General features: G+C 67.5%; 24 protein-coding genes. 5 read left to right on the top strand and 19 right to left on the bottom strand.

Going from position 1 to position 22,662, the window contains the following annotated elements; translation table 11 throughout:
• Positions 1–104 precede the first annotated feature (104 nt).
• Positions 105–1,376: a PrsW family intramembrane metalloprotease gene (locus ACZYZ5_RS04935; protein WP_463899600.1), complete on the top strand. Its 1,272-nt coding sequence runs from the start codon at positions 105–107 to the stop codon at positions 1,374–1,376.
• On the opposite strand, the gene ACZYZ5_RS04930 is transcribed toward ACZYZ5_RS04935, so the two are convergent.
• The 16 genes from ACZYZ5_RS04930 to ACZYZ5_RS04855 all read right to left on the bottom strand — a co-directional run bounded on the left by ACZYZ5_RS04930 (position 1,373) and on the right by ACZYZ5_RS04855 (position 16,705).
• Positions 1,373–2,356 (bottom strand): serine hydrolase domain-containing protein, encoded by a 984-nt coding sequence (locus ACZYZ5_RS04930; RefSeq protein WP_463899598.1) that lies wholly within the window; start codon positions 2,354–2,356, stop codon positions 1,373–1,375. The two genes, ACZYZ5_RS04935 and ACZYZ5_RS04930, sit on opposite strands and share 4 nt — an antisense overlap.
• A gap of 105 nt (positions 2,357–2,461) precedes the next feature.
• Positions 2,462–2,872, bottom strand: a complete 411-nt coding sequence (nusB, locus tag ACZYZ5_RS04925; protein WP_253032691.1) for a transcription antitermination factor NusB — start codon at positions 2,870–2,872, stop codon at positions 2,462–2,464.
• Positions 2,872–3,435, bottom strand: coding sequence for an elongation factor P (gene efp / locus ACZYZ5_RS04920; protein WP_427174956.1), 564 nt, complete (start codon positions 3,433–3,435; stop codon positions 2,872–2,874). Before efp ends, nusB begins: the two co-directional genes overlap by 1 nt.
• Before the next feature lie 179 nt (positions 3,436–3,614).
• A complete protein-coding gene (locus ACZYZ5_RS04915; protein ID WP_463899595.1) occupies positions 3,615–4,133 on the bottom strand; it encodes a tetratricopeptide repeat protein in 519 nt (172 codons plus the stop codon).
• Positions 4,133–5,224 carry a 3-dehydroquinate synthase gene (gene aroB / locus ACZYZ5_RS04910; RefSeq protein WP_463899593.1) on the bottom strand — a complete coding sequence of 364 codons (1,092 nt, stop codon included), beginning with the start codon at positions 5,222–5,224 and terminating at the stop codon, positions 4,133–4,135. The genes ACZYZ5_RS04915 and aroB overlap by 1 nt, the downstream gene beginning before the upstream one ends.
• Positions 5,221–5,826, bottom strand: coding sequence for a shikimate kinase (locus ACZYZ5_RS04905; protein WP_463899591.1), 606 nt, complete (start codon positions 5,824–5,826; stop codon positions 5,221–5,223). Before ACZYZ5_RS04905 ends, aroB begins: the two co-directional genes overlap by 4 nt.
• Positions 5,826–7,025, bottom strand: coding sequence for a chorismate synthase (gene aroC, locus ACZYZ5_RS04900; RefSeq protein ID WP_463899589.1), 1,200 nt, complete (start codon positions 7,023–7,025; stop codon positions 5,826–5,828). Before aroC ends, ACZYZ5_RS04905 begins: the two co-directional genes overlap by 1 nt.
• 26 nt (positions 7,026–7,051) lie before the next feature.
• Complete coding sequence (locus tag ACZYZ5_RS04895) at positions 7,052–7,975, bottom strand: shikimate dehydrogenase (protein WP_463899587.1); 924 nt, start codon at positions 7,973–7,975, stop codon at positions 7,052–7,054.
• Positions 7,972–9,573: an endolytic transglycosylase MltG gene (gene mltG / locus ACZYZ5_RS04890; RefSeq protein ID WP_463899585.1), complete on the bottom strand. Its 1,602-nt coding sequence runs from the start codon at positions 9,571–9,573 to the stop codon at positions 7,972–7,974. The genes ACZYZ5_RS04895 and mltG overlap by 4 nt, the downstream gene beginning before the upstream one ends.
• Entirely contained in the window at positions 9,554–10,168 is a 615-nt protein-coding gene (ruvX, locus tag ACZYZ5_RS04885; protein WP_463899582.1) for a Holliday junction resolvase RuvX, read from the bottom strand. The genes mltG and ruvX overlap by 20 nt, the downstream gene beginning before the upstream one ends.
• A 10-nt stretch (positions 10,169–10,178) precedes the next feature.
• Entirely contained in the window at positions 10,179–12,857 is a 2,679-nt protein-coding gene (gene alaS, locus ACZYZ5_RS04880; protein ID WP_463899580.1) for an alanine--tRNA ligase, read from the bottom strand.
• A 145-nt stretch (positions 12,858–13,002) separates the two neighbouring features.
• Complete coding sequence (locus tag ACZYZ5_RS04875; RefSeq protein WP_463899579.1) at positions 13,003–13,269, bottom strand: hypothetical protein; 267 nt, start codon at positions 13,267–13,269, stop codon at positions 13,003–13,005.
• A gap of 20 nt (positions 13,270–13,289) precedes the next feature.
• Positions 13,290–13,664 carry a DUF948 domain-containing protein gene (locus tag ACZYZ5_RS04870; protein WP_463899577.1) on the bottom strand — a complete coding sequence of 125 codons (375 nt, stop codon included), beginning with the start codon at positions 13,662–13,664 and terminating at the stop codon, positions 13,290–13,292.
• Positions 13,665–13,809: 145 nt separating this feature from the next.
• Positions 13,810–14,436, bottom strand: a complete 627-nt coding sequence (gene rpsD / locus ACZYZ5_RS04865) for a 30S ribosomal protein S4 (RefSeq protein ID WP_463899575.1) — start codon at positions 14,434–14,436, stop codon at positions 13,810–13,812.
• 206 nt (positions 14,437–14,642) lie between these two features.
• A complete protein-coding gene (locus tag ACZYZ5_RS04860) occupies positions 14,643–15,041 on the bottom strand; it encodes a cupin domain-containing protein (RefSeq protein ID WP_463899573.1) in 399 nt (132 codons plus the stop codon).
• Between the two features lie 212 nt (positions 15,042–15,253).
• Positions 15,254–16,705, bottom strand: a complete 1,452-nt coding sequence (locus ACZYZ5_RS04855) for a replication-associated recombination protein A (RefSeq protein WP_463899572.1) — start codon at positions 16,703–16,705, stop codon at positions 15,254–15,256.
• Positions 16,706–16,764: 59 nt separating this feature from the next.
• On the opposite strand from ACZYZ5_RS04855, the gene ACZYZ5_RS04850 reads away from it, so the two are divergent.
• Together ACZYZ5_RS04850 and ACZYZ5_RS04845 are read left to right on the top strand one after the other, a co-directional pair.
• Entirely contained in the window at positions 16,765–17,412 is a 648-nt protein-coding gene (locus ACZYZ5_RS04850) for an acVLRF1 family peptidyl-tRNA hydrolase (protein ID WP_463899570.1), read from the top strand.
• Between the two features lie 164 nt (positions 17,413–17,576).
• The gene (locus ACZYZ5_RS04845) at positions 17,577–17,762 is read left to right on the top strand and encodes a CsbD family protein (RefSeq protein WP_463899568.1); all 186 of its coding nucleotides are present in this window, start codon (positions 17,577–17,579) and stop codon (positions 17,760–17,762) included.
• Between the two features lie 96 nt (positions 17,763–17,858).
• Here the strand turns inward: ACZYZ5_RS04845 and ACZYZ5_RS04840 are convergent, their stop codons facing one another.
• Complete coding sequence (locus ACZYZ5_RS04840; RefSeq protein WP_463899566.1) at positions 17,859–18,458, bottom strand: hypothetical protein; 600 nt, start codon at positions 18,456–18,458, stop codon at positions 17,859–17,861.
• Positions 18,459–18,672: 214 nt separating this feature from the next.
• Here ACZYZ5_RS04840 and ACZYZ5_RS04835 point away from each other — a divergent pair, with 214 nt between their 5' ends.
• Both ACZYZ5_RS04835 and ACZYZ5_RS04830 read left to right on the top strand, forming a co-directional pair.
• Positions 18,673–19,254 (top strand): P-loop NTPase family protein, encoded by a 582-nt coding sequence (locus tag ACZYZ5_RS04835; RefSeq protein WP_463899565.1) that lies wholly within the window; start codon positions 18,673–18,675, stop codon positions 19,252–19,254.
• 25 nt (positions 19,255–19,279) lie between these two features.
• The gene (locus ACZYZ5_RS04830) at positions 19,280–19,936 is read left to right on the top strand and encodes a class I SAM-dependent DNA methyltransferase (RefSeq protein ID WP_463899563.1); all 657 of its coding nucleotides are present in this window, start codon (positions 19,280–19,282) and stop codon (positions 19,934–19,936) included.
• A 47-nt stretch (positions 19,937–19,983) separates the two neighbouring features.
• On the opposite strand, the gene ACZYZ5_RS04825 is transcribed toward ACZYZ5_RS04830, so the two are convergent.
• Positions 19,984–20,763: a GNAT family N-acetyltransferase gene (locus ACZYZ5_RS04825; protein ID WP_463899561.1), complete on the bottom strand. Its 780-nt coding sequence runs from the start codon at positions 20,761–20,763 to the stop codon at positions 19,984–19,986.
• 114 nt (positions 20,764–20,877) lie between these two features.
• Positions 20,878–22,659, bottom strand: a complete 1,782-nt coding sequence (gene aspS / locus ACZYZ5_RS04820; RefSeq protein WP_463899559.1) for an aspartate--tRNA ligase — start codon at positions 22,657–22,659, stop codon at positions 20,878–20,880.
• Positions 22,660–22,662 lie beyond the last annotated feature (3 nt).

The following is a 22,662-nucleotide window of genomic DNA, read 5'->3' as shown; positions in this document are numbered from 1 at the left end:
GGAATTAAAAAAGGATTGTTTGCGTTTCCAAATTACCACAGCGGGGTTGGCGCCCCGGCGCCGCCGGCATGCGTTTAAGCTCACACGGACATAGGCTCGGGTGCATGACGATGAACGATCCTCGGCGGGGTCCTGACCACCTCGGCTACTCCCCTGGCGGCCAGCGGCCGCTTCCCCAGCAGGCCAACCCGACCTGGCTGGGGCACATCCGGCCGGAGTACTACCAGCAGGCACCGGCGACCGACCGTGGCCGGGTTCAGCTGGGCCTCCCGCCCGCCCTGCCGCCGGTCCGGGGCGGCCGCCGCTCCGCCGGCGTGATGGGGCTGGTGCTGGCCGGCGGGTTCCTGGCGTTCATCAGCCTGTTCCTGGTGCTGCCGTTCCTGCTCGGCAGCACCGGCATCTCCGGCTTTGTCATCGGCTTCATCGCCTCGCTGATTCCGCTGGGGACCGTGCTGCTGACGGTGCGCTTCATCGACCGCTGGGAGCCGGAGCCCAAGCCGCTGCTGCTGTTCGCGTTTGTCTGGGGAGCCGTGGTCTCGATTGCGGTGACGATGCTGATCCAGCCCTATTTCTCGCTCGTGGCCGGGCCGGCCTCGGGCCTGGACTACACGACGTTCGCCGTGACGGTCCAGGCGCCGGTGGTGGAGGAGTTCGCCAAGTCCCTGGGGCTGCTGTTGCTGCTGCTCTTCGCCCGGAAACACTTCGACGGCCCGGTCGACGGCGTGGTGTTCGCGTTCACCATCGCGGCCGGTTTCGCGTTCACCGAGAACATCCTCTACTTCGGCCGCGCGATCGCCGCGTCCAGCGACCCGGGCACTGACCTCGCGGTGGTGTTTTTCCTGCGCGGCGTCATGTCGCCGTTCGCCCACGCCATTTTCACCGGAACCACGGGCCTGATCATGGGCTTCGCCGCGCGCCGCTGGCACAACGGGCTGTCCGTGCTTGCGTTCGCCGTCGGACTCGTTCCGGCGATGCTGCTGCACAGCGCCTGGAACAGCATGGGCGAGGACTTCCTGGCCCGGTACATCCTGGTCCAGGTGCCGATCTTCCTGCTCGCGGTCCTCGTCATTGTGCTGCTGCGCGTTGCGGAGCAAAGGCTCACCCGGCAGAGGCTCAAGGAATATGCGGCGGCGGGCTGGTTCACTGCGGCCGAGGTGGAAATGCTGGCCACCGGCAACGGCCGTCGTTCTGCTCAGCGCTGGGCCAGATCCATCGGTCGGGGCCCGCAGATGAAGGCCTTGCTCCAGGCCGCCACCCAGCTCGCCTTCACCCGGCAACGGATCCTCAGCGGCCGGGACGTGCCGGTGCACCAGCTCGATGAGCAGCACCAGCTCGCCGGGATCGCCGCGCTGCGGGATGCTGTTCTGCGCCGTTAGCGCCGGGCTGTGAGTTCCTGCAGTAGCGAGAACCCGTGGCGGTCCACCGGGCCGGTGGAAGCCGACAGCACAACGACGCCGGTTCCGGCGTCCCGGTCCAGACCGATCCAGCTACGGAACCCGCCAGTCGCGCCGTTGTGCCACGTGATGTGCCGGCCCTTTACTTCCAGGGTGATCCACGCGGCGCCGATCCGGGCCGCCGGGCCGACGAAGCCGGCCACCGGGTCAAGGGCGGCCGCGCCCGGGGCCGTGCCGTCCAGGAGAACCTGGGCGAGCCTGGCCATGTCGCTGAGGGATGCCCGGATGCCGCCGGCAGGGGCCAGGGCTTCCCCCGTCCAGGGCTGTTTGGGTCGGCCGGAGCGGCTGCTCCCGATGAGGGCGCCCGGGCCCAGTTCGCCCGGCGTGGCGGGCATGTAGAGCGAGGCGAGACCCAGCGGCTCACTAAGTCGTGCCGCGACGAGCTCCCGGTAGCTCATCCCGGCACCGGCCGCGACCGCGTGGCCGAGGAGTTCGAACCCGAGGTTGGAATACCGCGGCCGCGGTGCCTGCAGCCGGACCGCGCGGGCCTGTGCGAGCAGTTCCGCGAGGCTCTCGCCGTACGGGTTCTGCCCGTGCAGGAAGAGTGACGCCGTCCGCCGCAGCGGGGACGCGGAGCCGGGCGTTCCCGGCGGAAGCCGCGGCAGTCCCGAGGCATGCCGACTCAGGGCGCCCAGGCTGGCGCCGGCTGCCTCGCAGTCACCCAGCGGGAGCAGCTCCCCGAGCGGGGTGGCCGGCGATATTTCGCCCCGCCGGCAGGCGTCCGCGTAAAGCAGCCCGGTGATCCCCTTCGAGATCGAGCCGATCTCGAAATCGGAGTCCTGGGCGACTCCGCTGATCGCCAGGGTTGTCTTTCCACCGGCGATGGCGGCCGCGGCGAACCTCGGATGCCTGGGTCCCAGCCGGGTCCGGAGCGTTGCCTCGAGCACGGCGTCAGTGTCCACCCGGCCACGATATCCGGCTCTTTGGCGCCGTGAAAGCCCTGAACGGTGACAGCAAGAACCCCGCCCAGGATGACCCGGGCGGGGTTCTTGGTGGAGCGTGGCGGGTCAGGCGAGCAGCGAAGGCTTCAGCTGCTGCAACCGGCCCAGCAGGCCGTTGATGAATGACGGCGACTCGTCCGTGGAGAGGGTCTTGGCCAGTGCCACGGCCTCGCTCACGGCAACGCCGTCGGGGACGTCGTCGTTGTAGAGCAACTCCCAGGTGCCGATCCGCAGGATGATGCGGTCCACTGAGGGCATCCGCTCCAGCGTCCAGCCCTGCGAATACGTTTCCAGGAATTCGTCGATCGCCACCTGGTGGGAGACGACGCCCTCAACGATTTCGAGGGTATACGGGTTGACGATCTGGTCCGTCTGCTCCCGGCGGGACTTCAGCACATCGAATGCCGAGACGGAACGCTGTTCCGCCTCGAAGAGAACATCAAGGGCCCGGTTACGGGCCTTACCGCGGGCACTCACTAGTCGTTGACCCGCCCGAGGTAGCTGCCGTCGCGGGTGTCGACCTTGACCTTGGTGTTGTTCTCGACGAACAGCGGCACCTGGATCTCGTAGCCGGTTTCGAGCGTGGCGGGCTTGGTGCCGGCCGAGGAGCGGTCGCCCTGCAGGCCCGGCTCCGTGTAGGTAATCTCGAGCACAACGCTCGGGGGCAGCTCGATGTAGAGCGGGTTCCCCTCGTGGATGGCGATGTTGACCATCTGGTTCTCGAGCATGAAGTTTGTGGCGTCACCGACGGTTGCGCCTGACACGGTGAGCTGGTCGAAGTCGGTCGTGTCCATGAACACGAAGTCCGCGCCGTCCTGGTACAGGTACTGGTAGTCGCGGCGGTCAACCGTGGCGGTCTCGATCTTGAGTCCGGCGTTGAAGGTCTTGTCGACGACCTTGCCGGACATCACGTTGCGCATCTTGGTGCGCACGAACGCGCCACCCTTGCCGGGCTTGACGTGCTGGAACTCAATGATGTTCCAGAGCTGGCCCTCAAGCTTAAGGACGGTACCGTTCTTGATGTCGTTAGTGGTTGCCACTGTATCCTCTGGTCTCGTTTTCTAGCTGCTTCTGGCTGCCAGCCGGTTATGCCAGGCGAGCATGCCGAATGGCCGCCAGCGCGTATTTATCAAAAATCCAAGAACCATTCTACCGGCTTTGCGGGTCCGCTGCCGGACGTGCCGTTGCCGGGCCTCCGCCAAGGCCGTGGCCGCCCTCGTCAGGAGGCGCGATCCAGCACGTCCCGGGCGCGCTGCAGCGCCACGGTGGAGGAATAGATCAGGGCCGCGTCGGCGGAGCCGGCAACCCGGAGATCAAGCGCCTTGGCGTAGCATTCGACGGCGGCGGCAATGTTGCCGCTGACGAAGTAGGACCGGCCGAGGTGCTGGCGAATAACGGCCTCGTCCGGCGTGCCATGCGTCTCCGCCAGCAGTTGGCGGAACAGCTCAACCGCACGGTCCAGCCGGTTGGAGACCCGCAATAGGTCCGCTTCGAAAATCTGCAGGCGAAGCGAGGAGGGGTCCCTGTACCGGGCGTCGGCGAGCAGATCGGCAGCCTCGGAGGCGTGCCCTTCGACGAGGCGCACGAAGATCAGATCACCGGGGTCGGTCGAGGCCGCCAGCGCCCCCGCGACGGCGTCCTCGTTGACGATTTGCGGCACGAGGCTGTCCGGGTTGATCTTGATCCCGGGAAACCCGCCATCCGGCCAATCGCTGGTGCCGCCTGTGAGGAAAGGCATCAGGAGGCGATCTCCTGGTACGCGGCGAACAGCAGCGAAGTGTCCGGGACGTCGAGGATGCCGGGGCGGCCCACGCCGTCGAGCACCACGAAGCGCAGCAGGTCGCCGCGGGATTTTTTGTCCCGCCGCATGCCGTCGAGCAGCGCCTGCCAGCGGTCCCGCCGGTAGGTGATGGGAAGCCCGAGGCTTTCCAGGATGCTGCGGTGCCGGTCGGCGTCGGCGTCGCTGAGCCGCCCGACGCTGCGGGCCAGCTCAGCGGCGAACATCATGCCGACAGAGACGGCGGCGCCATGGCGCCAGGAGTAGCGCTCGGCCAGTTCGATCGCGTGGCCCAGGGTGTGGCCATAGTTGAGGATTTCGCGCTGGCCGGTTTCCTTGAGGTCTTCGGACACGACCCTGGCTTTCACCGTGATGGAGCGTTCGATAAGTTCCCGTACGGCGTCGGAGCGGGGGTCGGAGACGGCGGCCGGATCCTTTTCGATCAACTCGAGGATGGCCGGGTCTGCGATGAAGCCGCACTTGATGACCTCGGCCATGCCGGAGATCATCTCGTTCTTGGGCAGCGTGTCCAGTGTGTCGAGGTCCACCAGGACACCGGCCGGCGGGTGGAAGGCCCCGACGAGGTTCTTGCCTTCCGCGGTGTTGATGCCGGTCTTGCCGCCCACGGAGGCGTCCACCATACCGAGCAGGCTGGTGGGCATGTGGATGACCTTGACGCCGCGCAGCCAGGTCGCTGCCACGAACCCGGCCAGGTCGGTCACGGCTCCGCCGCCGACGGCGACGACGGCGTCCGAGCGGGTGAAGTCATTCTGGCCCAGCACCTGCCAGCAGAAGGAGGCCACCTCGATGTGCTTTCCTTCTTCGGCGTCGGGGATCTCGGCGGTCAGCGCCGTGAAGCCAGCCGAAGCGAGTTCTTCCCTGACGGTGTCGCCGGTGAGGCGCAGTGCCCGCGGGTGGATGACCAGGACACGCTTGACCCGCTCCCCCAGCAGCCCGGGCAGGCTGGCCAGCAGGCCGCGGCCCACAACGACGTCGTAGTTTTCCCCGGGCGTCTGCCCGGTGACCTTGATGACGGTTGATTCGGTGATCACTTTTCAACTTCCTTTATCGCCGCTGGCGCGGATATGGCCGCGGTTCCCGCGGCCTCATACCCGCGCAGCGCATCTTCAAGCCGGTGTGCGATGTCCGGAACGGATCCGTTCCGCACATCGATGACCAGGTCGGCCAGCCGCTCGTAGACCGGCCGCCGGGTGGCGAACAGCGTCTTCCATCGTTCCATGGCGTCTCCGGCCAGCAGCGGTCGGCCGGAATTCCTACAGATGCGTTCCGCCACGGTATCCGCATCGCATTCGAGGTAGACCACGATGCAGTGCTCCAGCAGCTGCTGGGTGCCGGAGTCCAGCACGGCGCCGCCGCCCAGTGAGATTACCGTGGTGCTGCCCCGCGCGTCCTCGATGGCGCGGGCGACAGCCCTGGCTTCAAGCTCACGGAAGGCATGCTCACCACGGCTGGCGAAGATTTCCGCGATGGATCCGTGGCTGGCCACCACCACGACGTCGGTGTCCACGAACGCGGCTCCCAGCTGCTGGGCCAGCTGGTGTCCGATGGCCGATTTTCCGACGGCCATCGGCCCGATCAAGGCAATGGGCCGGGCGGCCGACGGGGCCGGGACTGCCGGCTTTTCGGCGGGCACTAGTGGCCGATCGAGTCCAGGGACGCCGGAATGTTGTCCAGATAGCCCTTGATGTTGCGGGCGGTTTCCTGCACGGAATCGCCGCCGAACTTTTCCGTTACCGCCTCGGCCAGCACCAGCGCCACCATGGCCTCGGCGACGACCCCGGCCGCGGGGACCGCACAGACGTCGGAACGCTGGTGGTGGGCTTTGGCGGCCTCGCCGGTGCTAACGTCGACGGTCCTGAGGGCGCGCGGCACGGTGGCGATGGGCTTCATCGCCGCGCGGACGCGGAGCACGTCGCCGATGCTCATGCCGCCTTCGATGCCGCCGGCGCGGTTGGACGTGCGGATGATCCGGCCGTCGGCGTCCTTGACGATCTCGTCGTGGGCGGCCGAGCCGCGGCGGGAAGCGGTGAGGAAGCCGTCGCCGACCTCGACGCCCTTGATGGCCTGGATGCCCATCAGGGCGGCCGCCAGCCGCGAATCGAGGCGGCGGTCCCAGTGGACGTAGCTGCCCAGTCCCGGCGGGAGTCCGTAGGCGAGGACCTCAACGACACCGCCGAGGGTTTCGCCTTCCTTGTGCGCGACGTCGACCTCGGCGACCATGGCGTCGGAGGTTTCGCGGTCGAAGCAGCGCAGCGGGTCGGCGTCGAGGGCCAGGACGTTGTCCGGGACCGGCAGCGGCCGGCCTTCCGGGACCGAGGTGCTGGCAATGGAGACGGTGTGGGAGACGAGTTCGATGCCGAGCTGCCTGAGGAACGCGGAGGCGACGGTGCCCAGGGCCACGCGGGTGGCCGTTTCGCGGGCGCTGGCGCGCTCCAGCACCGGACGCGCTTCGTCGAAGCCATATTTCTGCATGCCGGTGAAGTCTGCGTGGCCGGGCCGGGGGCGGGTCAGCGGGGCGTTGCGGGCCTGGTCGGCGAGGATCTCCGGGTCAACGGGGTCGGCAGACATGATCTGTTCCCACTTGGGCCATTCGGTGTTGCCGACCTGGATGGCGACGGGGCCGCCCTGGGTGATGCCGTGGCGGACGCCGCCGAGGATCGTGACCACATCCTGCTCAAACTTCATCCGCGCGCCGCGGCCGTAGCCGAGCCGGCGGCGGGCCAGCGAATCAGCGATCTGGGCGCTGGTGAGTTCCACACCGGCGGGCACGCCTTCGATAATTCCGACCAGTGCCGGGCCATGGGATTCACCGGCAGTCAACCAACGCAACATAAAATCCATCCTGCCATGTAAGGCGGTTAGAACACCCGTCGGGGCGCCCCGACTGCGTCACACATCACATCTATGACTTCAGCCGGCACGGCCTCACCCAGGCCGGTGAAGTGGCGGACCTGCTCCACGGCCTGGTAGATGAGCATCTCGAGACCGGGGATGACGGTGCCGCCGGCTTCCTGCCAGGCGGAGGCTATCCGGCTGGGCCAGGGATCGTAGGCGACATCCAGCAGCACACCGGGCGTGACCGCGGCGGCGTCCCGGGACGGCCCGGCGGTGCCCTGCGCAAAAAGATTCGCGAGTTCCTCCGCGAGCGGGTCCGCGGCCCGGGGCGGCAGCGTGGAGATGACGACCTCGGCTCCGGCGACGGCGGCAGCAGCCCCGGCCAGGGGAAGGACCCGGATGGGAAGGCCCATCGCGGCGGCGGCGGCCCGCGCCTCCGCCGCGCGGGTGACATCGCGGACGAAGATGTCCGCCCCCGGCGCGCCCAGTTCCTTCAGCGCCGCGATCGCAGCGGCCGAGGTGCCGCCGCCACCCAGCACGACGGCGGTGGGCGCGGACGCGGCCCCGGCATGGCGGAGCGCATTGACGATTCCGGCGACGTCGGTGTTGTAGCCGACCAGGCGGGTGGCACCGGCGCTGTCGCCCGGTGCCGGGCGCTCGAACGCGACCGTGTTCACGACGCCGAGGTCGCGGGCAACGCCGCGCACCTCATCCACCTCGCGGACCATGCCGGACTTCAGCGGCATGGTGACCGACAGCCCGCGCCAGCCCTCCCCCTGCCGCACGTCCTCGCGGACACGGGCCATAAAGGCCGGCAGGGCGTCCTCGGTCACATCAATGGCCGAATAGTCCAGCGCCACGCCAAGGTGGGCGTACGCGGCCCGGTGCAGCGCGGGGGACTTGGAATGGCTGATCGGGTGCCCAAGCACGGCGGCCCGGAGCGTCATACGCAGCGTCCGGGGTTGCCCTCACACCAGGCGTTGTATCGGGCCACGTAGACGTTGTGCTCCGCCAGCGTCTTGGAGAACAGGGTCTCCTTGGTGTCCAGGTTGATCGTCACCCAGTAGAGGTATTCGTTGGTCTTGGGCTTGGCGGCCGCGTCAATCGCGGTTTTGCCCGGTGAGCCGATGGGTCCGACGGGCAGGCCCTGGTTGGCGTAGGTGTTGTACGGGTTGGACTTGTCAGCCTTCTGCTCCTCGTCGATGTGGAAGCTCTTGATCCCCAGCCCGTACGTCACTGTGGCATCGGACTGGATGAGCCCGTTCGTCTCGAGGTTGTCCGGCTTGAGGCGGTTGTAGATCGCGCCCGCCACATCGCCGTACTCGGCCTGGCCGCCCTCGGCCTGCACAATGCTCGCGACCGTGATGACGTCGTACTGCTTCGCGGGATCGGTGACGCCTTGGGAGGTGAGCTCGTCCAGGGTGGTGGTTACCAGCTTCTGCAGCACATCCTTGGCCGGGGTGCCGAGCGGGAAACGGTACTCGCCGGGCGCGAGGAAGCCTTCGAGGTTCGTGGCCTTGGCGGACACGCCGAACTGCGTGGGCGAGTCGCTGAGCTCCTTGAGCTGGGCGACCGGCACACCGGTGCCCTCGGAGATGGCCTCGAGCGATTCGCCGATTCTGAGCCCGGCGCTCAGCGCGAAGTACAGGACTTTGCCCTGCCCCTTGTTGAGCAGCACGTCCACGGCGTCGGAGTTCTTCATTTCGTTGCGCATGGTGAATTCCCCGGGGGCCAACGCCCCGCCGGAGGCCACGAATTCCCGCAGGAACGTGTCAGCGTCCGCCACCACATTCTTGTCTTGGAGCTCGGTCGCCACGGACCTCGGCCCGGCGCCCGGCGGCACGGTGATAGTGACCTCACCGGTGCCGGGTCCCGGGTAGTCGGCCGCCGTGTCCCCGCCGAGGAGGGGCTTCAGGAACTGCGCGCCGACGACGAGGGCCAGAATGAAGACCGACAGGCTCAGCAACAGGGCCAGGAAGCGTCGCCGGCGGCGGACCTTCTTGGACGGGCCCTTGGACGTTCGGATGGTGGCACCTCCGGCCAACACAACATGGCCGTCTTCCTCGTGGTCTTCAGCGGGGCGGCCGTCGACGTCGTGAGAGACATACCGTGCGTCGTCGGGGTGGATGGCGTGGCCGGCAACGGGTTCGTAGTATTCGGGTTCGTCGTGAACGGACCCGTGGTGCAGGCCTTCATCGTGCACTGGTTCCTCGTGCGCGGCTTCCTCGTGCAATGGCGCTACGGGGACAGGCTCTTCGTGCACGGTGGGGGCTGCCGCGGGCCGGTCCGGCGCGTCGGCAGCCTGGATCGGCGGCGTCTGGACTGTGTCTTCGGCGTCGTCGGCCGCGTCGGGAGCGGATTCGTGACCGGCGCCCGGCGCGGCAGGCGGGACGTCCTCGCCGGTTTCAAAAGCCTGCGGAGGGATAACGTCCTGACCCTCAGTCCCCTGGACCTTCTGTTGGGCCCTGAGCTCTTTACGGGTCAGCGGTAGGCCGGCGCCGCCGAAAACTTCGCCGGAGGGGTCGTCACTGTTGACCGGGCTCACTGTAGCCTTCCATTTTAGGCAGAATGCGCTGGGCAGAATGCGTGTCTAGTGCCGGACCGGCTTGAGCGCCATCCGCGGTTGGCCACGGCGTGGACTCCGCGTAAACGCGGACTCCGACCTCCGTCCCCCTGGCCTTTTGCATATCAATTGCATGTTGCAGGATACCTGCCGCTGCAACCTGATCAACTACTTTACGGTGATTTCGGCTGCCCATGCCAGCTTCGTGCAGGCTCCGGTGCGCCGACACCGTGCTCAGGCGCTCATCGACCAGCCGGACCGGAACGTCGGACCCGCACTCCCCCAGTTTACCCGCGAGTAGTTTTGCATAGTCCGTGGCCATCCGGGCCGAGGCGTGTTCCTCGCCCTTCATCGTCCGCGGCAGGCCGACAAAAATCTCCACTGCGCCGAGTTCCGCGGCCAGAGCCGCGAGGATCCGCACGTCGGTGTTCTTTTTCGCGTTCCGTTCCAGCGTGCGCAGGGGGGTGGCCAGGATGCCGTCACGGTCGCAGACGGCCACGCCGACCCTGACAGTGCCGACGTCTACCCCGAGCTTGACACCCTGGGGATAGTCGCCGGGCACAGCAGCTTCATTCACGGGTCGTCCGTTATCGCCGGGTAATGGCGTCCACGACGGCCGCGAGTGCCGCGCCGACCTTGCTGGCGTCCGTGCCGCCGCCCTGGGCGACATCGTCCTTGCCGCCGCCGCCGCCGCCGAGGATTCCGGCGGCCAGGCGCACCAGGGCTCCTGCCTTGACGCCGGCTGCCCGGGCAGCTTCGTTGGTGGCGATCAGGATCACGGGGCGGTCATTGCTGACACCGGCGACCGCGACGGCGGCCGGCTCGGAGCCGAGGCGGGTCCGCAGGTCCAGTGCCAGGCCGCGGAGGTCATCCGCGCCGCTGACCTGGCCGGCGTCGTGCGCGATGACCTTGACGCCGGCGGCGTCCTTGGCGGTGCCCACGAGCTGTGCGGCTGCTGCAGTGAGTTGCTCCTTGCGCAGGCGTTCGAGTTCCTTCTCTGCGGTTTTGAGTTTGGTCAGCGTGGTGGCGATCCGGTCCGCGAGGAGGCCGGAAGGAACCTTGAGCATTTCGGTGAGTTCGGTCACCAGGGCGCGTTCGGCGGCGAGGTGCCGGAAGGCGTCCATGCCGACGAAGGCCTCGACGCGGCGGTTTCCCGATCCCACGGACTGTTCCCCGAGCAGGGAGAGGCTGCCGATCAGCGAGGTGTTCTCAACGTGCGTGCCGCCGCAGAGCTCACGGGACCAGGCGCCGTCGATCTCCACGACGCGGACTTCGTTGCCGTAGTTCTCGCCAAAGAGTGCCATGGCGCCGAGGGCCTTGGCTTCGGCGAGGCCCATGATCTTGGTCTCAACCCGGTAGTTGTTGCGAATGGCGATGTTGGAGACTTCTTCGATTTCCGAGCGGGTGGCCGGGCTCAGGCCTTCACCCCAGGCGAAGTCGAAGCGCAGGTAGCCGGCCTTGTTGAAGGAGCCGCGCTGCAGCGCTTCCGGGCCGAGGATCTGGTGCAGGGCCGCGTGCACGATGTGGGTGCCGGTGTGGGCCTGTTCGGCGGCGTGCCGGCGTTCCCGGTCCACGGCTGCCTGAACGAGGGAGTCGGCACCGATTTCGCCTTCCCGGACGATTGCCTTGTGCACGCTCAGGCCCTTGATGGGGCGCTGGACGTCCAGGACCTCGACGACGAAGCCGTCGCCGGTGATCAAGCCGGTGTCCGCGGCCTGGCCGCCGGCCTCGGCGTAGAACGGGGTCTCGGCCAGGACGAGCTCGATTTCATCGCCCGTGGCGGCCTGGGAGACCTTGCGCCCGGCGGCGAGGATGCCGCGGACCTTGGACTCGCCCGTGAGCTCGGTGTAGCCGGTGAAGACGGTCTCGCCGGCGGACAGCAGCTCCTGGAAGGCGCTGAGATCCGCGTGGGATCCCTTCTTGCCCTTGGCGTCGGCCTGGGCGCGCTGGCGCTGTTCGAGCATGAGCTTGCGGAATTCGGGCTCGTCGACCTTCAGCCCGGCCTCTTCGGCCATTTCGAGGGTGAGGTCGATCGGGAAGCCGTAGGTGTCGTGCAGGGCAAAGGCGTCGGCGCCGGAGAGCGGCCGGCCGGCGGACTGGGACTCCTTGACCGCGTCCTCGAGACGGGCCGTGCCGGAGGCGATGGTGCGCAGGAACGCCTTCTCCTCGGCATACGCGATCCGGCTGATCCGGTCGAAGTCCGTCTCCACGATCGGGTAGACGCCCTTCATGGCGTCGCGGGAGGCGGGCAGTAGCTCCGGCAGGCAGGCCTTTTCGACGCCGAGCAGGCGCATGGAGCGCACGGCGCGGCGGATCAGGCGGCGCAGCACGTAGCCGCGGCCTTCGTTGGAGGGGGTGACGCCGTCCGCGATCAGCATGAGGGAGGAACGGATGTGGTCGGCCACGACGCGCATCCGGACGTCGTCGGTGTGGCGCGGGTCGTGGGCGGACTCGGCCGAGGTGTATTCCCGCCCGGAGAGCGCCGCGGCCCGGTCAATGACGGGGCGGACCTGGTCGGTCTCGTACATGTTCTCGACGTCCTGGAGGATCATCGCGAGGCGTTCCATGCCCAGGCCGGTGTCAATGTTCTTCTTGGGCAGTTCGCCCGTGATGTCGAAGTCTACCTTCGAGCGCACGTTGTCGATCTGGTACTGCATGAACACGAGGTTCCAGATTTCCACGTAGCGGTTCTCGTCCGCGATCGGGCCGCCCTCGACGCCGTAGGCGGGGCCGCGGTCGTAGTAGATCTCGGAGCAGGGGCCGGCCGGGCCGGGCTGGCCGGTGGACCAGTAGTTGTCCGCCTTGCCCATCCGCTGGATCCGCTCGGCGGGCATTCCGGTGTTCTTGAGCCAGAGCTGCTCGGCCTCGTCGTCCTCTTCGTAGACGGTGACCCAGAGGCGCTCGGGCGGCAGGCCGTAGCCGCCGTCGTCGACGCCCGAAGTGAGCAGTTCCCACGCGAACTTGATGGCGTCTTCCTTGAAGTAATCGCCGAAGGAGAAGTTGCCGCACATCTGGAAGAAGGTGCCGTGGCGGGCGGTCTTGCCCACTTCCTCGATGTCGCCGGTCCGGATGCACTTCTGCACGCTGGTGGCGCGCTTGTAGGGGGCTTCCTCCCGGGCGGTCAGGTACGGGATGAACGGGACCATGCCGGCGACCGTGAACAGCAGGGAGGGGTCGCTGGAGACCAGGGACGCGGAGGGAACCGCCGTGTGGCCCTTGCTGACGAAAAAGTCGATCCAGCGCTTGGTGATCTCCTGCGACTTCATGAGCTGATTACATACCCTTCAATATTCACTGCGTCTGTTGTTGCGTCTGCGGTTGCGCGTGTGGTCCGCGGAACGGTCTGGTCCCGGCCTTCGGCCGTGCCGGCGGCCCAAGTGCGGGTGCCGCCCTCTTCCAATTCTCTCCCGGCTAGCGCCGGACTGCATCCCGGCCGGCAGTGCCGTGGCCGATGGCCTTTTCCAGGCCGGCGTCGATGCCCAAGCCGCCCCGGAGTTCGATCTCGCGCTCGTTCATGCCTTCGCGGACGGCGTCGGCGAAGTCGTACAGGCCGTCGGCGAGCCGGCCCACGGCCCGGTTGAGGCCCTCGGGGCCGAGGTTGGACTGCGCCTCGCTGATCTTGCGGAATGCGATGACGCCGATGGCGACGCCGATTCCCATCCAGATGATTCTGTTCATGTCAGGTTCTCCAGCTGGGATTAGCGGCTGCGGCGGCCGGTAGCGGGCTTTTTACGGGCAGAGAAGGCAGCCCGGACGCCGTAGCTGAAGGAGGCGACCTTGATCAGTGGCGAACCCACGGTGGCGGCCATCAGCGAGGACAGCGCCGAGATGTTGGCGGACGCGTCGGAGACGTTGTTCGCGATCCCGTCGACCTTCTTCAGCTGCTCGTTGGTGGTGGTGACGGTCGCCGTGACTTCGTCCATAAGCGGGGTCGCGCCGTCGCTGATCGAACGGATCGAGGTCCGCACTTCGTCGAACACTCCCCCGAGCTTCAAAATCGGCACGGCAAGCAGCAGGACCAGCAGTGCAAACACTCCGGCCGCAATCAGGCCGGCAATATCGCCACCAGTCATAGTCGTTCATCTCCTTGTTGCGTTGTGTGCCTGCGGGCGCCTCCGGCTGACTCAGCCGGCAACCGCAGAAGTCCCCCAAGTACCTTACATACAAAGAAGCCCGCGGCGCTTGCCACGGGCTTCTTTGTAAGGTGTCGCGTTGGATCTAGCGTGCGTAGAATTCCACGACGAGCTGCTCTTCGCAGGTCACGGGGACCTCGGAGCGCTTGGGGCGACGGACCAGGCGTGCCTGCAGGGCGTCAAGCTTGACGTCCAGGTAGGCCGGAACGATCGGCAGGACGTCGCGGTGGGCGCCGGCTGCTGCGACCTGGAACGGAGGCATGGATTCGCTGCGGCTGTGAACGTGGACCAGCTGGCCCTCAGAGACGCGGAACGACGGGCGGTCAACGCGGATGCCGTCGACCAGGATGTGGCGGTGGACAACCAGCTGGCGGGCCTGGGCGATGGTGCGGGCGAAGCCGGCACGCAGCACGAGGGCGTCGAGACGCATTTCGAGCAGTTCGATCAGGTTTTCACCGGTCAGGCCCTTGGTGCGGCGTGCTTCTTCGAAAGCACGGGTCATCTGGGCTTCGCGGATGCCGTACTGGGCGCGCAGACGCTGCTTTTCGCGCAGACGTACGGCGTAGTCGGAGTCCTGCTTCTTGCGGGCACGGCCATGCTCACCGGGGCCGTACGGGCGGCGCTCCATGTACTTGGCGGCCTTGGGGGTCAGAGCAATGCCGAGGGCACGCGAAAGGCGTGCGGTCCGGCGAGCACGAGTGTTGTTAGCCACTTGTGTCCTTCCAATATCTGCGGTGTGTCAGTGTTACTGGCCTCCACGATGGAGAGCATCGGCCAACCGCTGCCTTTTGCTACTGGGCACAGGGCAAACCCATCAGAAGAACATCGCAACAGCGTGCGATGCTGAAATCAGGTGGATTGTGCGTCCGTGCCTTGCCAGACAACGAACAACCCTACCATGTCGGGGCCGGTGGACCGTCAGGTTCTGGCATGCACGCCCCGCCCGCTGCGTCGCCCGAACGATGCCGCCCCCAGGAATTCGACCGCCACGAACGGGGCGGAGCCCGCAACCCATTCGTCATGGCCGGGCGGAATTGCGTAGGTATCGTTGGCGCGGATCGTTGAGCGCAGCCCGTCGGAGGATTCCACTTCCATCACCCCGGAGATGCAGAACCCCAGATGGTGGTGTTCGCAGAGCTCGGTCTGTTCAAGGGGTCTGATGGACTGGGACCACCGCCAGCCCGGGCCGAGGATCAGCCGCGCCACGGAGTAGTCGTTGACCGTGACGAGATCGAATTCGGCGTTGTCCGGGCACCGTTTCTTGTCCGGTAGATCAAAGGACTTAACGGCCAGGGCGGTGACAAAATTGACGGGCATGGGAGGCACGACCTTGCGACTTGGGCGACGGAGCCTTGCAGGTAGACAGACTATTGACGTGCCGGCCGCCATCCAGGGGTCCGGGAAGCGAAGAGCCGGCAATTTGTGCTGCTGTCCCCACCAGGCACGCGCGTTCAGCAGGTCCTTGCTGACTTAAGTCCACGTTAGACCTCGAGGCCGCGAAGTCAACGTCCACTTTCCCGGGCCGCCGGTCACTTGCCCCGGATGATCCTGCGCAGCCGCTCCAGCCGGGTGGAGATGTCCCGTTCGGCGCCGTTGGCGGTCGGCTCGTAGTAGTTGCGCCCCACCAGGTCGTCCGGCGGATACTGCTGCGTGGCCACCGAATGGGGGGCGTCATGGGCGTATTTGTAGCCCTTCCCGTGGCCCAGCTGTTTGGATCCCGGGTAGTGGGCATCGCGCAGGTGGGCGGGGATGCCGTTGCCCAGGCCGGCGCGGACGTCGGCGATGGCCTGGTTGATCCCCATGTAGGCGGCGTTTGATTTGGGTGCCGTAGCCAGGTGGACGACTGCCTCGGCCAGGATGATGCGGCCCTCGGGCATGCCGATCAGCTGGACTGCCTGGGCTGCGGCGACGGCGGTCTGCAGCGCCGTCGGGTCAGCCATTCCCACGTCCTCGGCCGCGGAGATGACGATGCGGCGGGCCACGAATTTCGGGTCCTCCCCCGCTTCGAGCATCCGGGCGAGGTAGTGCAGGGCGGCGTCGACGTCGGATCCCCGGATGGACTTGATGAAGGCGCTGGCGACGTCGTAGTGCTGGTCGCCGGCGCGGTCATAGCGTACGGAAGCGACGTCGAGGGCACGCTCCGTGTGCTTGAGTTCGATCTTCACCGGAGCTTCCCCGGCCGCTGCGCCGGACACAACTGCGCTTGCTCCGACTACGTCGGTGTCGTCCGCGTCCCCGAAGGCGACGCCGGCCGCCGCTTCGAGCGCGGTCAGCGCCCGGCGGGCGTCCCCGCCGGAGAGCCGGACCAGGTGCGCCAGGGCGTCGTCGCTGAGTTCCACCTTGCCGTCGAGCCCGCGGGGGTCGGTGGCGGCCCGCAGCAGCAGTCCCTCGACGTCGGCGTCGGTGAGCGGTTTGAGGGTCAGCAGCAGGGACCGCGAGAGCAGCGGGGAGACGACGGAGAAGGAGGGGTTTTCGGTGGTCGCGGCGACCAGGACCACCCAGCGGTTCTCGACGCCGGGCAACAGCGCGTCCTGCTGGGCCTTGTTGAACCGGTGGATCTCGTCCAGGAACAGCACGGTGGTGGTCTTGAACAGGTCGCGGGCGGTGAGGGCTTCGTCCATGACGCGGCGGACATCCTTGACGCCGGCGGTGATGGCGGAGAGCTCGACGAATTTCCGGCCGGGGCCCTTGGCGATGACGTGGGCGAGCGTGGTTTTGCCGGTGCCGGGAGGCCCCCAGAGAATCAGTGAACTGGGACCCGCGGGGCCGGTGGCGTCCGTGCCGGCGGCGAGCTGGCGCAGCGGCGAGCCCTGTCCGAGGAGGTGCTGCTGGCCCACGACGTCATCGAGGGTCCGCGGCCGCATCCGGACAGCGAGCGGGCTGCGCGGCGAGGAAGTGCGGGCCTCCCCCGATTCCTCGGCGTCGCCGTCATCGTCGATAGCGCCGCCGCTGTCCCGTCCTGCGCCAAAGAGATCATCCACATAGATAGGCTACTTCTAGTTCCCGCCCGCCCCGACACCCTCACAACGGAGACCGCGCCATGACAACCACCGAGTCGCGTGTGGCGTTCGTCTCCGGCGCCCGGCTGCCGGGCTGGGTGGAGCGCTTCTCCGCGAGCCACGGCACGCTCAGCGAGGAGGAGCTCGACGCCGGCCTGCAGCTGCGCGCAGCGGACGGAGCCGTGGCGCGGCTGCAGGCGCCGTGGCCGGTGGACGGTCGTCCCGGGCGCGGCAGCGACGCCGTCGCCCGACTCGCCTCCCTGGCGTCCCAGCCGCGGAGCGTCGGGGCCGTGCTGGTCCGGCGCGGAGGTTATTCCGTGGCGGTGATCAGCGGCGGGGCGGTACTCGCGTCCAAGACCGGCACGCGGCATGTCCAGTCACGGACGGCGGCTGGAGGCTGGTCCCAGCAGCGCTTTGCCCGGCGGAGGGCGAACCAGGCCGATGCGCTGGTGGAGGCCGTGGCGGACCATGCCGCCCGGATCTTCGCGGACCACCGGATCGAGTACCTGGCGCCCGGCGGCGACCGGACCCTGGCGGATCAGGTCCTCGCCGAACCGGTGCTGAAGCAGTACGCCGCCCGGCCGAGGCTCGCGTTTCTGGACGTCCCGGACCCCCGCGCCGCCGTCCTGAAGAAAGCCGCCGCTGACCTGTGCGCGGTGCGCATCCTGGTGACGGATCCGCCGGCGTAAGCCGGGTTTGGTCCTCCCCGACGTGCTCTCCCTCGCCTGGGGCAGGCATGCAGCTCGGCAGGACCGGGCACATTAGTCAGCCTGCTTAGCGTTTAAGCGAAATGGGACTAAAATAAGGTCATCAACCGCCAGATGCCGGCGGTCCGACTGTAGGGAGAAACGCTATGGGAGTGGATGACAAAATCGGCAACGCCGCCCAAAAGCTAGCGGGCAAAGGCAAGGAAGCCGCCGGTAAGGCCTCAGGAGACGAGAGTCTAAAGGCTGAGGGCAAGGGCGACCAGGCTTCGGCCGACGTCAAGCAGGCCGGCGAAAAGGTCAAGGACGCGTTCAAGGACGCATCCAAGGACTAGCCGGACACTCGAGGAAGGGTGCAGTTCCCCGGAGGGAACTGCACCCTTTTGAGTTCACGAAGGAGGATTCCCTCGGCGAGGGTTACCTTCCCGGACTCACGTGCGCCGTTCGTCCAGCTCGTTGGGAAGCACTGTGTCGGCCGGATTGTCGCTCGATCCGCGCACGACCACGCGTGGCGAGCCCAGGACGGGGGCCTGCAGCCACATGGGCACTCTCGCGATCCAGCCCACGATCCAGAAGCTCCCGGTGGCGAGGACCATCAGTGCAATGCCGCCCCAAAACGCCCATGGAGTCCAGGCCCGACCGAGCATCTCCTGGCCCAGCTCGGTGCCGCCGGCGACCGCGGCCAGCAGGCCCGCGATGAGGAAGAAGCCGATGAATCCGCCTCCGGCCCGGACCGCCTCGCCACCGAGGACCGCCGCCAGCAGGAGAGGGAGCACGAATCCGCCAATGATGAGCGCGCCGGCCGCAGTTACGAGAGCATCCCGCGCCCCCCTGTCGACAGTGTCACTGAGGGCTCCCGTGACGAACCCGGCGATGACCGACACCAGCATGAAGGTGATAAGGACGGTGGTGGCCATTTTGATGAAGCGGTCGCTGAACCGGAAGGTTCCGTCCGGGCGACGGGCCGGGGCGGGTGCCGCCTGTCGCGTCGGCGCCCACGACGCCGGCTGCGATGTTGAATGCTTCTTCACAAGTACCTTTCCCCCAATGCCATAAACCCACCGATTATTCGATCAAATGGATAAATCGAGTATACGGCGTCATAGGTGAGACGACCGCTGGACTGTCTAGCTGGTCCGGCAACTCGGCCGAAACGGGCGCGTACCCCTAACCGGATCACCCTCGCATGCGCTCCCGCCCGAGTCGTGGACCGGAGCGCGGAACCTGTCTGCCTAAGCTCTACCCATGCGTTCTCACAAAGCCCCGCTTCCGCATCCACCGAAGCGCGTGCTCGTGGCAGGGGTATCGGGAGTGGGCAAGACAATTCTTGCCGGGCGAATCGCCGCCCTCACGGGAGGCCCGCACACAGAGATTGACGCGCTCTTCCACGGGCCCGCGTGGACGCCGCGACCGGAGTTTCTCGCCGATGTGGAGTCCCTCGTCAGGGCCGATTCGTGGACCACCGAGTGGCAGTACGACGCCGCGCGGCCGCTCCTCGCGGAGAGCGCAGATCTGCTGGTCTGGCTCGACTTTCCCTTTGTGCGCGTCACACTCCCCCGGCTCGTCCGGCGCACCATCCGCCGCCGATGGAGCAGGGAAGAGTTGTGGAACGGCAACATCGAGGCACCGTTTTGGACAGTCCTCACCGATCGTGAACACATCGTGCGCTGGGCCATCAGGTCCCGGCGGAATTACACAGCTGCAGTCCCCGGCCTCATCCATGAACACCCGCACCTCATCGTTGTGCGGCTGCGGTCCCAACAGGAAGCTGATGGATGGCTGTCCGGGCCCCTGGCCGGCGCGGTCGGCGCGTACGCACCTGACTGACCAAGGAAGCCGTTAGCCTGTCCGGATGAATGCTGATAATCGCCTTGATAGCGTCCGGTCAGCGTATGACGTGGTGGCGGAAAGCTACGCGAGCCTGCTGCCCGATGCCAGCTTCGAAGCGCCGGCGGACCGCGGCATGATCGAAGCGTTCGTCAGACATGTGACTCAGGGACCTGCCCGTCCGGTGGTCGACGCCGGCTGCGGAACGGGCCGCATGACCCGATGGCTGGCGTCGCAGGGGGTGGACACTGCAGGGATTGATTTGTCCGCTGGAATGATTGCCGTGGCCCGCAGAACCTCGCCGGAGCTCACCTTTGAGGTCGCCGATCTGTCGGAACTTCCGTACGCGGACATGCAGCTGGGCGGAGTCTTTTCCTGGTACTCGATTATCCATTCGCCGCCCGGGGACCTCCGCCGGATCTTTGCCGAGTTTTTCCGCGTCCTGGCGCCCGGGGGCCATGCCCTGCTCAGCTTCCAGGCCGGCGAAGGCCACCGGCATCTCACACACGCCTACGGACACGACGTGTCGCTGGAGGCCCACTACTTCACGCCGGAGATCGTCGCCGAACACCTGATCGGTGCGGGCTTCACTATCATCGCTCAGATGACACGCGAAGCCCGTGCGCACGAAAAGACGCCGCAGGCAGTCCTTCTCGCTCACCGGCCAGCCAAGGAGGAATAGCCCTGCCCTGAAGCAGCAGCCGCCGAAGCCACCTGGATCGCGCCGTTTCAGCAGCCGGTCAAGTGCCGCTTGGGCCGTTCCTGCCGGTAGAGGTACCGGCCAGCCCCCTGGAAACCGGCACGGGAGTAGAGTTCCCGGGCGCCGGCGTTAGAGGCCATCACCAGCAGCCAGTAGCTGCTAAGGCCCCGGGCGTCCCCTTCGTGCAGCAGGGCCTGCACGATCCTGGCGGCATGGCCGCGCCGCCTGGCGTCCGGGCGGGTCGCCAGGCAGTAGAACCCACCCGTCCCGCCCGGCGGCAGGGCAAGGCGGGCGACGGCGGCGGGCAGGCCGTCGTCGTCCCGCACGAGGGCGTACAGCGCGGGGCAGCGTTCGAGGATCCCGCGGGCGACGGCAAGGGCCGTGTCGTCGCCGCGGCCGTCCACGCTCCACCACAGCCGCAGCCATTCCGGGGAGGGCTCGGCGGAAATCTCGACTCCGCTGTCTGTGCCCGGCGAATCGGTACCGCCGTCCCGGACCAGCACCAGGGTCTCGGACTGCCGGGTGAACCCCTCCTCATCCAGCACGGCGTTGAGCGGCACATAGCTTGGGTCCTCGAAGACCTGGAAGATCAGCGGCAGCCGGCGGTTCCGGTACCAGAGGCGCGCCTCCCGGAGCGCGGCGAGCAGCCCGTGGGGGTCCGCCCCGGGTTCGCGGGGCCAGACGGAGTTGGCCCGCTGCGTCACGCCGGAGGCGGCGCGGAGCACCCAGCCGCCGGATTCCTCCCGCTCGGCGGCGGGCCACGCGGCGTCCATCAGCTCCTCGAGCCTGGTCATCTGTTCCTGCTCCATCGGGCCCCTTTTCCGTCCGGCACATCGTTCGGTACTTCCCGGCAGCAGTCCGGGACAGCAACAGCAAAGGCTCCCCGGTTGCCCGGAGAGCCTTTTGCTGCTGATCACATCAGGCTACTTGGTGCCGTCCGCCTTCTTGGCTTCCGGCTTGAAGTCCACGCCGGCTTCCTTGCGCTGCTGCGCCGTGATCGGGGCAGGCGCCTGGGTCAGCGGGTCGAAGCCGCCGCCGGACTTCGGGAACGCGATGACGTCGCGGATGGACTCCACGCCGGCCAGCAGCGCAACCACACGGTCCCAGCCGAACGCGATGCCGCCGTGGGGAGGAGCGCCGAACTTGAAGCCCTCGAGCAGGAAGCCGAACTTCGTCTGCGCATCCGCCTTGTCCAGGCCCATCAGCTCGAAGACCCGTTCCTGGATATCGCTCTCGTGGATACGGATGGAGCCGCCGCCGATTTCGTTGCCGTTGCAGACGATGTCGTAGGCGTAGGACAACGCGGACTCCGGATCCTTGTCGAAGCTGTCCATGAATTCGGGCTTGGGCGAGGTGAACGCGTGGTGCACGGCGGTCCACTGCCCGGCGCCGACGGCGACGTCGCCGGACGCGACGGCCGCTGCGGCCGGTTCGAACATCGGGGCGTCGACCACCCAGCAGAAGGCCCAGTCGCTCGGGTTGATGAGGCCGGTGCGGTGGCCGATCTCCACGCGGGCGGCGCCCAGCAGGGCGCGGGACGGTGACTTCTCGCCGGCGGCGAAGAAGATGCAGTCGCCCGGCTTCGCGCCAACGGCCTCGGCCAATCCGGCGCGCTCGGCGTCGGTCAGGTTCTTGGCCACGGGGCCGGCGAGTTCGCCGTCTTCCTTGTACAGGACGTAAGCCAGGCCCTTCGCGCCGCGCTGCTTGGCCCATTCCTGCCAGGCATCGAGCGCGCGGCGGGCCTGGGAGGCACCGCCCGGCATAACGACGGCGCCGACGTAGGGCGCCTTGAACACGCCGAAGTTGGTGTCCGCGAAGAACTCGGTCAGCTCGGTGAGTTCCAGGCCGAAGCGCAGGTCCGGCTTGTCCGAACCGTAGCGGGCCATCGCGTCGTGGTAGGTGATGCGCTGGATCGGGGTCGGGATCTCGACGTCGATCAGCTTCCACAGTGCCTTGACGATGCTTTCGCCGAGGCGGATGATGTCGTCCTGCTCGACGAAGCTGGCTTCGATGTCGAGCTGGGTGAACTCCGGCTGGCGGTCCGCGCGGAAGTCCTCATCGCGGTAGCAGCGGGCGATCTGGTAGTACTTCTCGAATCCGCCGACCTGCAGGAGCTGCTTGAACAGCTGCGGGGACTGCGGCAGCGCGTACCAGGAACCCGGCGCCAGGCGTGCGGGGACCACGAAGTCGCGGGCGCCTTCCGGCGTCGAGCGCGTCAGCGTCGGGGTTTCGATCTCGACGTAGCCGTCCTGGTGGAGCAGTTCGCGGGCCACGCGGTTGGCCTCGGAGCGCAGGCGCATGTTGCGGGCGGGGCCGGGGCGGCGCAGGTCCAGGTAGCGGTGCTTGAGGCGGGCTTCCTCGCCGACTTCGACGTGCTCGTCGATCTGGAACGGCAGCGGCTCGGAGGTGTTGAGGATGGTGACCTTCTCGGCCATGACCTCGATCTCGCCGGTGCCCAGCGCCGGGTTCTCGTTGCCCTCGGGGCGCCGGGAGACGGTGCCGATGACCTGCAGCACGTACTCGTTGCGCAGCCCGTGGAAGACTTCCTCTTCCCGGACGACCACCTGGGACACCCCCGTTGCGTCGCGCAGGTCAACGAAGGCGACACCACCGTGGTCACGACGCCGGCCGACCCAGCCGGCGAGGGTTACGGTTTGTCCAATGTGCTCGGAGCGAAGGGATCCGAGGTCATGTGTGCGCAGCACAGC

Source organism: Pseudarthrobacter ribosi, assembly GCF_055412865.1.
The sequence above is the reverse complement of the archived record's forward strand: the minus strand, read 5'-3'. Positions and strand labels throughout refer to the sequence as shown.